Raw genomic sequence first — 13,922 nt, 5'->3', positions numbered from 1 at the left:
GACCCACGATCGGCGCCTATGCTCCCTTCAGCCGGCCACGCCCTGCCGCTGCAGGCGCCGCCAGTCGCCCGGGGTCTGGTCGGTCCAGCGCTTGAAGGCGCGCTGGAAGGCGGCGGGGGAGGCGAAACCGAGCAGGTAGGCGATCTCGCCGAAACTGGCCTCGGTGTCGCGGATATAGGCCAAGGCGAGGTCGCGGCGGGTCAGGTTGAGCAGGGCGCGGTACTGGGTGCCTTCCTCGGCCAGCTTGCGCCTGAGCGTCCAGGAGGGCAGGCGCAGCCGGCTGGCGATCTGTTCCAGGGTCGGCTCGCCATGCCGCAACAGCGGCCCCATGACCTCGACTACCCGCTCCGTGAGTCCACGGGTGCGGGTCAGCCGGCCGTGCTCGGCGTCGCTCAGTGCCAGCAACTGGCGCCAGGTGGCGGGGCAGTGTTCGGGACCGGACCGGCTCAGGGTCGCGGCATCGAGCAACAGGGCATTCTCGGCGGCGCCGAATTCCACCGGGCAACCAAAGGCGGTCGCGTAGGGCGCGAGGTCCGCCGGGGCAGGGTATTCGATGAGCACGCGGCGCGGTTGCAGCGCCTGGCCGGCCACCGTGCCCAACAAGGCCAGCCATGCGCTCAGCACCGCGTCCACCACGAAGCGGTTGTAGGCGTTGTAGGGGCTGATGCTATAGAAGTGCAGCCAGGCGTCGCGACCCTGGGCGGCATAGCGCGACCGACCCCGGTAGTTGCGGCCATAGAGCGGCTCCAGCCTGAGCAGCGTCTCGGCGGCGTGGCGCACGTCCGGCGCCTGGCCCACGGTGACGCCGGCGAGACCGAGAAAGGCCGGGCGCATCGCCCGACCCATGGCCAGGCCCAGTGCCGGATCGCCGGTCAGTTCCAGGGCGGCGTGGCCCAGGCGCATGTAATGGGGAATCGACAGCCGTCCGCCGGGTTCGGCCAGCCGCGCCGCGCTCAGGCCGAAGCGCGCCAGCAGGCCGGCGGCATCGGCGCCCCGCTGGTCGACGGCCGCCGCCAGCGCCAGCACGAAGCCGGTGGAGAGATCGCCCAGGCGCAGCGCCGGTGCGCTCATAGCCGCAGGTTGATCAGCTTGCTGCCGGCCCGGGCAGGATCGGTGGCGGCTTCGGCGTCCGGGGTGAAGGCCCGGCTGCCGCCACCGGCCTGCAATTCCCAGAGCCGTCCGCGCAACTGCACCTCCAGCGCGGCGCGAATGCCGGCGGCGCGCAGACGCTGCACATCGAAGGGCGCCGGTGCCGGGGTGGCGCCCGAGGCGAGGGCGGGGATCGCCAGCAGTTCCACCTGGGGATCGTCCAGCACCCTGGCGCGACCGGTGTCGCTGCCCTGGATGACGCCCAGACGGCCCAGCGGCGTCTCCAGCCGCAGCAGGGGTGGACTGAGATCGTCGCCGCGTTCCCGGGCTGTCAGAGGCCGCACCAGCGGCTGGCCGAGCACCTTGCCATCGGGTCCGAAGACCAGGGTGACATTGCGCAGCGGTCCCGTGCCCACCTGCAATTCGCCGTCGACCAGGGTCGGACCGGGCAGCACGATGGAGCCGGCCACCAGGGTGACACCGTACTGGCGGGCGAGTCCGCCGAAGAGTTGCTGATAGGCGCTGGCCATGTCCCAGGCCTTCATGCGCAACAGGCTGTCGGCCAGGCGCCGGTCACCCTCGGCCTGGAACCAGGCGCGGGCCACGCGCAGCGGATTGCCCAGCAGCAGCCACTGGATGGCGTCTTCGCTGCGGGCGGCGGCATAGACCTCGGGTTTCTCGCCCATCAGCGCCAGCGGAGTGCCCAGGTGTTCGGGCAGCACCACGATGGTCTGGGCGCCGATCAGACCCAGGCGCCGCGCATTGGCCAGATAGGCATCGAGCTTGAGGCGCAGTCGCTCGGAATTGCCGTAGTCCAGGGCGATCAGCTCGGGCTCGATCCCCAGCAGGTTGCCGGTGGTGGCGGCCGCCGGCGTGGTGGTCAGGTCCACGGCCAGGCTGCTGCGCAGATCCGACAGGTAATGGAAGGCTGGCCGCTGGGCCACCCAGCCCGCCAGTACGGCGAACAGGGCGATCAGCACCAGGAACACGAGCTTGCGCATCGGCACTCCAGAGCGGTCCGGCCTCCTGGGCCGGGCGGGATAAAGGTGCTCAGGGTAGGAGACCAGACCGCTACTGCCAAGGGGCGGCTGTGCATTTGGGTAAAGAGGTTGTCATTTCCGGTGATTGAGACGGGGCCGCGCTCCTCCTATCGTGGCGCCAGGCTTTCCCAGAAAGGCCAACCACCGGAGACCGCCATGATCGAGCTTGCCCCCCGTAATACCACCCCTTTGGAAAGCTATCCGCATCTGCTCGAACCTCTGCCCGTGGGGTCGATCACGTTGCGCAATCGCGTGGTGATGGGGTCCATGCACACGGGGCTGGAAGAGCGGCCCGGCGGTTTCGCGCGGATGGCGGCCTTTTTCGCCGAGCGGGCGCGGGGCGGGGTGGGGCTGATCGTCACCGGCGGCATCGCGCCGAACGAAGAGGGCGCCGTGGCCAAGGGCGCGGCCAAGCTGACCACCCCCGAGGAAGCCGAGCATCATCGGCCGGTAACGGACGCGGTGCACGCCGCCGGCGGCCGTATCTGCCTGCAGATCCTGCACGCCGGGCGCTATGCCTATAACCCCCAGCTGGTGGCGCCCTCGGCGCTGCAGGCACCGATCAATCCCTTCACCCCGCGCGAACTGGACGAGGCCGAGGTGGAGGGGCAGATCGCCGCCTTCATCCGCTGCGCCACCCTGGCGCAACAGGCCGGTTACGACGGCGTCGAGGTGATGGGTTCCGAAGGCTATTTCATCAACCAGTTCATCGCCGCGCGGACCAATCACCGCACGGATCGCTGGGGCGGCGACTTCGCCCAGCGCTGCCGCTTGCCGCTGGCCATCGTCGAGGGCATCCGCGAGGCGACCGGTCCGGATTTCCTGATCATCTTCCGTCTCTCGCTGCTGGACCTGGTGGAGCAGGGCAGCACCCCCGAGGAATGCCTGCAGCTGGCGCTCTGGCTGGAAGCCGCCGGGGTCAGCCTGATCAACACCGGCATCGGCTGGCACGAGGCGCGCATCCCCACCATCGCCACCCTGGTGCCACGCGGCGCCTTTGCCGCCGTCACCGCCCAGCTCAAGGGCCGGGTGCGGGTGCCGCTGATCGCCACCAACCGCATCAACACCCCCGAGGTGGCCGAGGCCATCCTTGCCGCCGGCCAGGCCGACCTGGTGTCCATGGCCCGCCCGCTGCTGGCCGATCCGGATTTCGTCGCCAAGGCCGCCGCCGGCCGCGCCGACGAGATCAACACCTGCATCGCCTGCAACCAGGCCTGCCTGGACCATACCTTCGCCGGCAAGCTGACCAGCTGCCTGGTCAATCCGCGCGCCTGCCACGAGACCGAGTTGCGGATCCTGCCTGCCGCCGAGGTCCGCACCTTCGCCGTGGTCGGCGCCGGACCGGCGGGCCTGGCCGCCGCCTGCACCCTGGCCGAGCGCGGTCATAAGGTAGTGCTGTTCGAAGCCAGCGAGCGTATCGGTGGCCAGTTCAACGTCGCCCGGCGCATTCCGGGCAAGGAAGAATTCGGCGAGACCCTGAGGTATTTCCAGCGGCGCCTGGAGCGACTGGGGGTGGACGTCCGCCTCAACCATCGCGTCAGCGCCGGCGAGTTGCAGGTCGAGGGCTTCGCCGCGGTGATCCTGGCCACCGGGGTGACGCCGCGGGTGCCGCCCATTCCGGGAGTCGACCATCCCAAGGTACTGGGCTATCTGGATGTCCTGCTGGAGCGCAAGCCGGTAGGCCGACGGGTCGCCCTGATCGGCGCCGGTGGCATCGGCTTCGACGTGGCGGATTTCCTCACCCATGGCCACCAGGAGGCAGAGCCCATCACCGCCTTCTACCGCGAGTGGGGCATAGACCCCAGCTTCAGCAGCCGTGGCGGCCTGGCCCCGGCCGCACCGCCGGCAGTGCCGTGCGAGGTCTGGTTGTTGCAGCGCAAGCCGGGCAAGCCCGGCAAGGGCCTGGGCAAGACCACCGGCTGGATCCACCGCGCGCGCCTGCAGCAGCGCGGCGTCAAGGCCATTGGTGGGGTGGAATACCTGGGCATCGACGATGCCGGTCTGCACCTGCGCCTGCCCGATGGCGGCGAGCAGGTGCTGGACGTCGACAACGTCGTGCTCTGCGCCGGCCAGGAGTCCCTGCGTGAGCTGGAAGACGAACTGCTCGGCGCCGGCATGGCGGTGCATCGGGTCGGGGGCGCGGATGTCGCCGCCGAACTCGATGCCAAGCGCGCCATCGATCAGGCCACTCGCCTTGCCGCCGAGCTGTAACTCTTCGTTGCAATCAGGGATGATTTCTGTGATCCACTCCGCATAACATCGGTTCCGGACCGACCCTCGTCCCAATGTCTGGCCTCTCTTCCATCCCGCCGACCAGGATTGGCTAAGCTGCCGTCCTGATGCGTCGGGTGGGGGCCCGGCGCGTTGGAGCAGTCGGGCGGAGACGCGGATCAAGCGCGTCGCCGCCCGAGGTCGGCGCGCGGATGCAGGTCCGGTCGCCAATTGGCGAGATGCCGGCCTCGGTATTCATGTGGGATCGACAGAGCACGCGGCGAGAGATGGCAGAGACGTTGAACGAAGAGGCGGTACTGACCCCGGTGGTGCTGGGGTTCGGCGACCAGGGTGTGAATCGCGCCTTGCTGTTTCCCGATTTCCAGGCGCTCTGGCAGGGCGACCAGACGCTGCTCGACTGCGCCGGACGGCGCCATCGCTTCGTCTATCTGCTGCTGGACGACCACCGCCGGGTCAAGGCCGCGGTGTTTTTCCTGCTGGCCTTCGATGCCCAGGGCAGTCCGCTGCCGGAGTGGGACCTGCCGCTTACGGAGCTGGCCGAGCGCGGCGATGTCGGTCCCGACCTGGGCGCCGGACCGATCCGTCTGGCCAGTCGCAGCCACTGCCCGATCTCCTGGCACCAGGGCGATCTCTGGGATCCGCGCAGCGAGGCCGAGCATGACGACTGGCAGGCGATCCGCGACTGCCTGGGTCTGGTCGCGCCGCGCGATGGCGAGGTGGAACTGGCCGGGGAATACCACCCCAGTGCCGCCGACGGCATCGATGTCGAGGCCCGTCTCGAACGGGTCCGCCGTATCCTCGCCCAGGAACACCAAGAGGCGCTGGACAAGCTGATCGCCGGCCAGCGCACCCGTCTGCTGACCCTGACCCGCCAGCACCAGGAAGACCTGGCCCGCCTGCAGCGCGATGCCGACGAGGCGCGCGCCGCCAAGGCCGAGCTGGAGGTGCGCTACGCCGCCCTGGCCCAGCACCTGGAGCAACAGCACGACCTGGCCCGCCAGGAGCGCGAGGAACTCAACGAACAGATGCGCACCCTGGAGCGCAATGCCCTCTACAAGATCGAGGCGCTGCGCATCCAGTCCGAAGCCGAAAGCGAAGCCCGGGTGGCCGCCGCGGTGGGCGAGCTGAAGAATCAGCTGACCATCCGCGAGGTGGAACTCAAGTACCGCGACGAGCTGGACGGCCAGTTGCAGGAAGACATCCGCCAGCTGCGCGAGCGCTGCGCCCAGCTGATCGGCGACAGCAACGAAGGCCAGCTGGAGCGCCTGGCGCGCCAGGGCATCCTGTTCGTCACCTTCCAGCCGGGGGCGGGTCATCTGATCCTCAGCCGCCAGGACGTGCCGCGGTTCAGCGCCGATCCCCTGGGCTATGTCGCCGAGCACTGCAAGGTCAGCGGCGAGCAATACCAGCGCTGGCTGGAGCATCACCAGCAGCCGGTGTGCCAGGCCGAGGTGGAGGGCGAGCGCTGCGGGCGGCCGGTGGTGCGGGTCGAGCATCCCGCCCAGTTCGATCCGCTGCGCTCGACGCTGTGCGCCGAGCACCGCGGCGATGACAGCGATGGCGACGTCGCCAATCTCTGAATCCCCGGCGGATGACATCTCTCCCACCCGCCGCGCTGCAGGAGGTACAGCTCGCCGCCCTGGCGGCGCGCGACCTGCGCCTGGCGGTGCTGCGCCTGGATCAGCGCCCGGCCGCGCATAACGGCAACAAGGGCTACAAGCTGCGGCCCTGGCGCGAACGCCTGGCCCGGGGCGAGGGCCGTGGGCTCATCAGCCTCGGCGGTGCCCACTCCAATCATCTGCATGCGCTGGCCGCCCTGGGCCGGGCGGAAGGCTTCGTCACCGTCGGCCTCCTGCGCGGCGAACCCTGCCTGACGCCCACCGTCCAGGATCTGCAGGCCAAGGGCATGACCCTGCACTGGCTCGGCTATGGCGGCTATCGCCGTCGCCATGACGCCGACTTCTGGCAGCCCTGGCAAGCGCGCTATCCCGGGTTGCTGCCCATTCCCGAAGGCGGCTGCGACGAGCAGGCCGCCGCGGCCTGCGCGGCCATCGTCACGGAGTTGCGCCAGGGCCTCGCCGCCCTGGATTGGCCCGATTGCCAGCAAGTCTGGCTGGCCGCCGGCACCGGCACCACCCTGGCCGGGGTGATCCGCGCCGCCGATCCCGCCTGGCAGGTGGTGGGCGGCCTGGCGGTGCCGCCCGGGCACGGCGTCGAAGCCAACCTCGACCGGTTGCTCGCCCAGCACACGGTCCCGAACTGGCGCCTGCTGGACGCTAGCCGCGGTGGCTTCGGCCGCCTCGATGCCGAACTGGCTCGGGCCATGGCGGAGTTCGAGGCGCAGACCGGAATCGCCCTGGAGCCGCTCTATACCGGCAAGCTCTGGTTGGCCCTGCGCCAGGCAATCGAGGGCGGCGCGCTGGCCCCGGGCAGTCGCCTGGTGCTGATCCACAGCGGGGGTCTCCAGGGCCGCCGCGCGCTGGAGCCTCAGCTGGCGAAGTGGGTCGGCGGCTGAAGCGGCCAACCCCCAGGCACCAGGAACAGCCGGGCATCCTCGTCGCCGCGTGCATCGCGCCGCACCAGCAATTGCGGCCAGATCGGCTCGCCGTCCGGCAGCGGCAGGCAGGGCGTATCGGCCACTGCGGGTGCCAGCCAGTGGCCCTTGGGCAGCACCTCCCAGGGACCCTCCGGCAGTTGCCCGCGCGCGCACCACAGCTGGGGTTGTCGGGATGGCAGGGCGTCCGCCGGCCAGGGCAGGGGGCGATCGAGCGGCTGGAACAGATAGCCGCCCAGCCACAGCGCCGCCCGCGGCGGGGCGATGTCCAGCGCCGCCAGGCTGGCCCGGGCCAGGGGTGTGGCCGACAGCGGCAACTGGCGCTGGCGCAGATGGGCGAGCTTGCGCGCCAGCTGGTCTTCGCCGCCGGGGCCCAGCCAGCGGGGCGCGTCCGCCGGGCCTTCGCCCAGGTAGAACTTCACCGCCAGTTCCAGGTGATGGACCCCCTCGGCGTCTTCCACCAGCAGGTCCAGTTCACCCAGGGTACGGTCACCGTCGCGCAGGGGCAGGTTGGCCGCGCGCAACCTCAGCCCCGGCGCGCGCTCCAGGGCGAATTGCCAGAGTCTTTCGTACTGGCGCCCCAGGCGGCGGTCGCTGCCCTGGGCCAGCCAGGTCGCCAGGGCCGCGGGGGCCGCGTCCTGTTGCCGCAGCCAGTCGGCCAGACGTTCGGGGTGGGTCGCCCAGTCGCTGGCGGCCAGCGGATGACGGGTGTCGGCGGCCTCCAGCAAGGGCGGCGCGACCAGAGTCCAGGCGAGATCGCGCACCTGGGGCTGGCTCAGGCGGCGGGGCAGGGCGTGCAGCTCGGCGAAGGGCGTCATGGTGCCAGCATAGGCCAAGCCGGGCCGCTGCGGATCACCGGCGGCGACCCGTGGTCGGATGAGGGCGGTTTGCCGCTGCCACGGCCTTTCGCCCATACTTTCCGCACTTTCCAGCCAACGGGGCCGCCGGCGCGTCATGGACTCCTTTCGTAACATCGGCATCATCGGTCGACTCGGCAGCACCCAGGTGCTGGACACCATCCGCCGGCTCAAGACCTTTCTGCTGCAACGCGGGCGCAACGTCATCCTGGAAAACACCATCGCCGAAGTCTTGCCCGGACACGGCCTGCAGACGGTGTCGCGCAAGCTCATGGGCGAGATCTGCGACCTGGTGATCGTGGTCGGTGGCGACGGCAGCCTGCTCGGCGCCGCCCGCGCCCTGGTGCGCCCGCGGGTGCCGGTGCTGGGGATCAACCGCGGCAAGCTGGGCTTTCTCACCGACATCCGCCCCGACGAGCTGGAGACCAAGGTCGCCGAGGTGCTCGACGGCCAGTACCTGATGGAGACGCGTTTCCTGCTGGACGCCTTCGTCGAGCGCGGCGGCGAGATGATCGGCCAGGGCGATGCCCTCAACGACGTGGTGCTGCACCCGGGCAAGTCCACCCGGATGATCGAGTTCGAGTTGTACATCGACGGCCAGTTCGTCTGCAGCCAGCGCGCCGACGGCCTGATCGTCGCCACCCCCACCGGTTCCACCGCCTACTCGCTGTCGGCGGGCGGTCCCATCATGCATCCCAAGCTGGATGCCATCGTGGTGGTGCCCATGTATCCCCACACCCTGTCCAGCCGGCCCATCGTGGTCTCCGGCGACAGCACCCTGTCGATCCTGGTGTCGCCGAACATGACGATCTATCCGCAGGTCTCATGTGATGGCCAGAATCATTTCACCTGCGCACCCGGCGATACCGTGACCATTCAGAAGAAGCCCCACAAGCTCAGGCTGATCCACCCGCTGGATCACAACTACTACGAGATCTGCCGGACCAAGCTCGGCTGGGGCAGTCGCCTGGGAGACGATTGATGCCCTGCGGCTACGATCTGATCGGCGACATCCACGGCTGCGCCCATACCCTGGACCTGCTGCTGGAGCGCCTCGACTATCAACAGGTGGACGGCGTCTGGCAGCATCCCGAACGCCAGGCGATCTTTCTCGGTGACCTGGTCGATCGCGGCCCGCGCATCCGCGGCGCCCTGCGTCGGGTGCGCGCCATGGTCGAGGGTGGCCATGCCCACTGCATCCTCGGCAATCACGAACTCAATGCCCTGGCCTGGCACACCCCGGCGCTCCCCGGCACCGGCCAGACCTGGGTGCGCGAACACACCCCCCGTCATCGCCAGCTGATCCAGGAGACCCTGGCCGCCTTCGCCGATCATCCCGGCGAGTGGCAGGACCACCTGGACTGGCTCTACACCCTGCCGCTGTGCAAGGACTTCGGTCACTTCCGCATCGTGCATGCCTGCTGGGATCAGCGGCTGATCGACGAACTCCTCCACCACTATCCGGACGCCTGCATCGACGAGGACTTCGTCCGCCAGTCCATCGTCGGTGGCAGCCTCGCCAGCCGGGTCGCCTCGCGCCTGCTCAACGGCGTCTCGCTGCCCTTGCCCCACGGCCTGCGCCTCACCGGCAGCGACGGCTATGTGCGGGCGCGCTTTCGCACCAAGTTCTGGGAAAGCGATCCCCAGACCTATGGCGACGTGGTCTTCCAGCCGGATGCGCTGCCGGCGGAAATCGCCTGCGAACCCCTGAGCGACGAGGAAAAGGCCGGGCTGCTCTGCTACGGCGAGGACGAGCCGATGCTGTTCGTCGGTCACTACTGGCGTGACGGCCATCCCGAACCGCTGCGGCCCAACCTGGCCTGCCTGGACTACAGCGCGGTCAAGTACGGCAAGCTGGTGGCCTACCGCCTCGACGACGAACGCCAGATCGATCCGGCCAAGTTCGTCTGGATCGACGTCCAGCGCGAGGAGGGGCGATGAACCAGCCGCAACCCGTGCTGCGCGTGCCCCTGGGCCGTGACCTGCTTGGCTTCACCCGCCTGCTGCGGCGCCTGCAGATCCGCCACCGGGTGGTGGAAGAGGGCGACAGCCAGGTGCTCTGGGTGCTGGATCCGGCGCGGGTCGAAGAGACCCGCAGCCTCTATGAGCGCTATCCCGACGGCGATCCGCGCGGCGAGGTCCAGGCCGCCCGCGGACCCCGCGGCTTCGGCCTGCTGGCGCAACTCAAGGCCAGTCCGGTCAGCGCCGTCTTTCTCGCCATCACCCTGCTGCTGGGCCTGGCCACCGAACTGGGCGACAACCTGGCGCTGATCCACTACCTGACGCTGCAGGAATTCCGCCTGATCGACGCCGAGCACATCGCCTTCCTCGATCTCGACGCCAGCCTGGCCCGTGGCGAATGGTGGCGGCTGGTCACTCCGATCTTCCTGCACTTCGGTCTGCTGCACCTGGCGATGAACGCCCTCTGGTACTGGGAGCTGGGTCGGCGCATCGAATTCCGCCAGGGCGGCCTGATGCTGCTGCTCCTGACCCTGGTGTTCGCCGCCGGCTCCAACCTGGTGCAGTACGCCTGGACCGGCCCGGCCCTGTTCGGCGGCCTGTCCGGGGTGCTCTATGGCCTGCTCGGCCACTGCTGGCTGTTCCAGTGGCTGGCGCCCAATCCGGCCTATCGCATGCCGCGCGGCGTGGTGGCCATGATGCTGATCTGGCTGGTGATCTGCCTGACCGGCGTCTTCGACCTGCTCGGTTTCGGCTCCATCGCCAATGGCGCCCATGTCGGCGGCCTGGTGCTGGGTTGCCTTACCGGCCTGCTGGGCGGTGGCCTGGCACGCCTGCGGCAGCGCTAGCTAGCGCCGCCGCTTGAGCTCGGGCGAGAGGCTCAGGGCATTGCGATAGCGCCAGCGCCGCTGGCTGCGGCGGCGCAACCAGAGCCCGACCAGCAAGAGCAGCGCGCCGCCACCCAGGAAGCCCTGGGCGGTCTCGCGGGCCAGGGACAGATAGGGCGCCAACTGCGGCAGCTGCAGCAGCGCGGCACCGCCCGCCAGCAGCGCGGCCAAACCCGTCAGCACCGAGAGGGTGCTGAGGCCGGCGGCGAGGGAGGTTAGAAAGGGCCGCCGCAGGCGCAGCGGCGGCGGATCGAAACGGTCTTGCTCGGGCAACTGCATGCTCATACCCCAGGCGCTGTAAGGCCGCCGAGGTTATACGCCTCGGCGGTCCTTGGCGAGCCTGAGAGGCGCGGGCTAGCGCAGCAGCTGTCGGGCCCCCTGCTTGAGCATGTCCCAGCGATTCGGATCACCACTGGCGATGGCGCCGAGGAAGGCCCGCGCCTGCTCGAAGCTGATGTGCGGCGGCAACGGCGGCACGCTGGGGTCGGTGACGAACTCCAGCACCACCGGGCGATCCGCTTCGAAGGCCTGCTGCCAGGCATCGGCCACCTCGTCCGGACGATGGATGCGCAGGCCCTTGAAGCCGAGTAATTCGCCATAGCGGGCATAGGGGAAGTCCAGCACGTCCTGGGCCGGGGCGAACTTGGGATCGCCGGCCAGGGCGCGTTGCTCCCAGGTCACCTGGTTGAGATCGCCGTTGTTGAGCACCATGACGATAAAGGTCGGGTTACTGAATCTCTTCCAGTACTGCTGCAGGGTGACCAGTTCGGCATTGCCGTTCATCTGCATGGCGCCGTCGCCCACCAGGGCGATCACCGGACGATCCGGATGGGCGAACTTGGCCGCGATCGCATAGGGAATGCCACAGCCCATGGTCGCCAGCTTGCCCGACAGCGACCCCAGCATCTGCCCGCTCATGCGGATGTCGCGGGCATACCAGTTGGTGTGGGAGCCGCTGTCGCCGCAGAGGATGGCGTCACGCGGCAGTTGCTGGGACAGCTCATGGAACACTCGCTGCGGATTGATCGGGTCGGCGGGCGCCAGGGCGCGCTGCTCGATGGAGTGCCAGGAGTCGACCACGCTCTTCTCGATGCGCGCGCGCCATTTATCGTGGGGCTTGCTCTGCAGCAGCGGCAGCAGGCGCCTCAGGGTCTCGGCGGCATCGCCCAGCAGCGGCTGCTCGATGGGATACCTCATGCTGATGTTGCGCGCATGCAGGTCGATCTGCACCGCCCGCGCCTGGCCTTCCTTGGGCAGGAATTCGGTATAGGGAAAGGTCGAGCCGACGATCAGCAGGGTGTCGCATTCCTTCATCAGCAGATCGCTGGCCTCGGTGCCGAGCAGGCCGATGGAGCCGGTGACATAGGGCAGTTCGTCGGAGACCACGCCCTTGCCCAGCAGCGCCTTGGCCACCCCGGCGCTGAGCTTCTCGGCCACCGCCATCACCTCGCTGCGCGCCTGCAGGGCACCGGCGCCCACCAGCAGGGCCACCTTCTTGCCGGCATTGAGGATGTCGGCGGCGGCCTGCAGGTCGTCTTCCTGGGCATAGGGCCGTGGCGGGATGGCACCGGCCCCGGAAAGGACATTGGCGTGCTGGTGCGGCGGGCTTTCCACCGCGGGCAACTGCTGGATGTCGTTGGGAATGATCACCGTGGCCACCTGGCGCTCGGCGATGGCCACGCGAAAGGCGCGGTCGATGACATGGCGCAGTTGCGCCGGATGCACCACCGTCTCCACGTAGGCGGACACGTCCTTGAACAGGGTGTGCAGATCGACTTCCTGCTGGTAGTCGCTGCCGAGCGAGGAGGCGGCCTGCTGGCCGACCAGGGCGACCACCGGCATATGGTCCATCTTGGCATCGTACAGGCCGTTGAGCAGTTGGATGGCCCCGGGCCCGGAAGTGGCCAGGCAGACGCCCACCTCGCCGGTGAACTTGGCATGGGCGCAGGCCATGAAGGCGGCCATCTCCTCGTGGCGCACCCGGACATAGTCGAACTGCTCGGCCACCCGCCCCAGGGCACCCATGATGCCGTTGATGCCATCGCCGGGATAACCGAAGACGCGCTCGACGTTCCACTGCCCGAGGCGCTCCCAGAGATGGTCGGCTACGGTCTTGCTCATGACGTTCTCCTAACTGGACCTTTAGGCTTTGTCCGAAAAGTGCCTGCGCTCGGCCATGCTGCGTTAAAAAACCGTTCGGAATGCTCATTTACCACTCGTAAACTCCGCTTCCTCACGGATTTTTGCCTTGCCTGACCTTCGCTCGGCGACTTTTCAAACAAGCCTAGGTTAGGAAGAAGGGGTCCGGCGTTAAGTTCCTGCAGCCGGACCGGGCGCGGGTTAGAATGCGCGGCTGATCATCCGGAGCCTTTCATGAGCGAATCCCGCCTGCGCACCTTGCGCGACCACATCCGCTGGGCCGTCAGCCGCTTCCATGCCGAAGAGCTGTTCTTCGGCCATGGCCACGACAACGCCTGGGACGAGGCCCGCGCCCTGGTGCTGGGCGCCGTGCACCTGCCCTGGGACACCGCCGACCGCTACCTGGACTGCGCCCTGGAAGACGACGAGCGCTACGAACTCGGGGTGCTCTTGCACAGGCGCATCCAGGAGCGCGTGCCGACCGCCTATCTGCTCGGCGAAGCCTGGTTCTGCGGCCTGCCTTTCACCGTCGACGAGCGGGTGCTGGTGCCGCGTTCGCCCATCGGCGAGCTGATCGAAGCGCAATTCGCCCCCTGGCTGCCGGCCACGCCGGCGCGCATCCTCGATCTCTGCACCGGCTCGGGCTGCATCGGCATCGCCTGCGCCTATGCCTTCCCCGAGGCCGAGGTGGCCCTGGGCGATCTGTCCTACGACGCCCTGGAGGTGGCCTGGCAGAACATCGAGCGCCACGGCCTGGAGGAGCGCGTCTATACCGTCCAGGGCGACGGCTTCGCCGGCCTGCCGGGGCAGCGCTTCGACCTGATCGTCAGCAATCCGCCCTACGTGGATGCCGAGGACTTCGCCGACATGCCGGCCGAGTACCAGCACGAACCGGCCCTGGGCCTGGCCTGTGGTGACGACGGCCTGGATCTGGTGCGACGGATGCTGGCCGAGGCCGCCGATCACCTCACCGAGCAGGGCATCCTGGTCGTGGAAGTGGGCAACAGCCAGGTCCACGTCGAGGCGCTCTATCCGGAAGTCGATTTCACCTGGCTCGAATTCGAGCGCGGCGGCCATGGCGTCTTCCTGCTCGCCGCCGCCCAGTGCCGCGAGCACCAGGCGCTGTTCCGCAGCCGTCTGGTCCCCTGATCACCTGCGGTCGCCG

Annotated in this window: 12 protein-coding genes; 7 read left to right on the top strand and 5 right to left on the bottom strand. The window is 69.0% G+C overall.

Annotated features, from left to right (window positions below; translation table 11 throughout):
* Positions 1-27 precede the first annotated feature (27 nt).
* Together DBY63_RS01160 and DBY63_RS01155 are read right to left on the bottom strand one after the other, a co-directional pair.
* Positions 28-1,071, bottom strand: coding sequence for an AraC family transcriptional regulator (locus tag DBY63_RS01160; RefSeq protein ID WP_074583118.1), 1,044 nt, complete (start codon positions 1,069-1,071; stop codon positions 28-30).
* Positions 1,068-2,090, bottom strand: a complete 1,023-nt coding sequence (locus DBY63_RS01155) for a hypothetical protein (protein WP_108581075.1) — start codon at positions 2,088-2,090, stop codon at positions 1,068-1,070. The genes DBY63_RS01160 and DBY63_RS01155 overlap by 4 nt, the downstream gene beginning before the upstream one ends.
* Before the next feature lie 195 nt (positions 2,091-2,285).
* Here DBY63_RS01155 and DBY63_RS01150 point away from each other — a divergent pair, with 195 nt between their 5' ends.
* The 3 genes from DBY63_RS01150 (at position 2,286) to DBY63_RS01140 (ending at position 6,876) form a co-directional block, all read left to right on the top strand.
* Positions 2,286-4,340, top strand: coding sequence for an NADPH-dependent 2,4-dienoyl-CoA reductase (locus DBY63_RS01150; RefSeq protein WP_108581074.1), 2,055 nt, complete (start codon positions 2,286-2,288; stop codon positions 4,338-4,340).
* A gap of 287 nt (positions 4,341-4,627) precedes the next feature.
* Positions 4,628-5,941 (top strand): chromosome partitioning protein ParA, encoded by a 1,314-nt coding sequence (locus tag DBY63_RS01145; RefSeq protein ID WP_177411417.1) that lies wholly within the window; start codon positions 4,628-4,630, stop codon positions 5,939-5,941.
* An 11-nt stretch (positions 5,942-5,952) separates the two neighbouring features.
* Positions 5,953-6,876 (top strand): pyridoxal-phosphate dependent enzyme, encoded by a 924-nt coding sequence (locus DBY63_RS01140; protein ID WP_108581072.1) that lies wholly within the window; start codon positions 5,953-5,955, stop codon positions 6,874-6,876.
* Here the strand turns inward: DBY63_RS01140 and DBY63_RS01135 are convergent.
* Complete coding sequence (locus DBY63_RS01135; protein WP_108581071.1) at positions 6,849-7,829, bottom strand: DUF1853 family protein; 981 nt, start codon at positions 7,827-7,829, stop codon at positions 6,849-6,851. The two genes, DBY63_RS01140 and DBY63_RS01135, sit on opposite strands and share 28 nt — an antisense overlap.
* A gap of 40 nt (positions 7,830-7,869) precedes the next feature.
* Between DBY63_RS01135 and DBY63_RS01130 the strand changes: the two genes are divergently transcribed.
* Genes DBY63_RS01130 through DBY63_RS01120 form a run of 3 tightly spaced genes read left to right on the top strand, consistent with a single transcriptional unit; the run spans position 7,870 to position 10,579 of the window.
* The gene (locus DBY63_RS01130; protein WP_007158929.1) at positions 7,870-8,754 is read left to right on the top strand and encodes an NAD(+) kinase; all 885 of its coding nucleotides are present in this window, start codon (positions 7,870-7,872) and stop codon (positions 8,752-8,754) included.
* On the top strand, positions 8,754-9,713 hold the full coding sequence (locus tag DBY63_RS01125; RefSeq protein WP_027601911.1) for a metallophosphoesterase: 960 nt from the start codon (positions 8,754-8,756) through the stop codon (positions 9,711-9,713). Before DBY63_RS01130 ends, DBY63_RS01125 begins: the two co-directional genes overlap by 1 nt.
* The gene (locus tag DBY63_RS01120) at positions 9,710-10,579 is read left to right on the top strand and encodes a rhomboid family intramembrane serine protease (RefSeq protein ID WP_044340731.1); all 870 of its coding nucleotides are present in this window, start codon (positions 9,710-9,712) and stop codon (positions 10,577-10,579) included. Before DBY63_RS01125 ends, DBY63_RS01120 begins: the two co-directional genes overlap by 4 nt.
* On the opposite strand, the gene DBY63_RS01115 is transcribed toward DBY63_RS01120, so the two are convergent.
* Both DBY63_RS01115 and DBY63_RS01110 read right to left on the bottom strand, forming a co-directional pair.
* Positions 10,580-10,897, bottom strand: a complete 318-nt coding sequence (locus DBY63_RS01115; protein ID WP_231501006.1) for a hypothetical protein — start codon at positions 10,895-10,897, stop codon at positions 10,580-10,582.
* Between the two features lie 75 nt (positions 10,898-10,972).
* On the bottom strand, positions 10,973-12,739 hold the full coding sequence (locus tag DBY63_RS01110) for a thiamine pyrophosphate-requiring protein (RefSeq protein WP_108581070.1): 1,767 nt from the start codon (positions 12,737-12,739) through the stop codon (positions 10,973-10,975).
* 252 nt (positions 12,740-12,991) lie between these two features.
* On the opposite strand from DBY63_RS01110, the gene prmB reads away from it, so the two are divergent.
* Positions 12,992-13,906 (top strand): 50S ribosomal protein L3 N(5)-glutamine methyltransferase, encoded by a 915-nt coding sequence (gene prmB / locus DBY63_RS01105; protein ID WP_027599819.1) that lies wholly within the window; start codon positions 12,992-12,994, stop codon positions 13,904-13,906.
* Positions 13,907-13,922 lie beyond the last annotated feature (16 nt).

Source organism: Pseudomonas sp. RIT411, from assembly GCF_003057735.2.
GTDB lineage: Bacteria > Pseudomonadota > Gammaproteobacteria > Pseudomonadales > Pseudomonadaceae > Chryseomonas > Chryseomonas oryzihabitans.
Note: the sequence above shows the minus strand (reverse complement) of the source record. Positions and strands in the feature narration are given on the sequence as shown.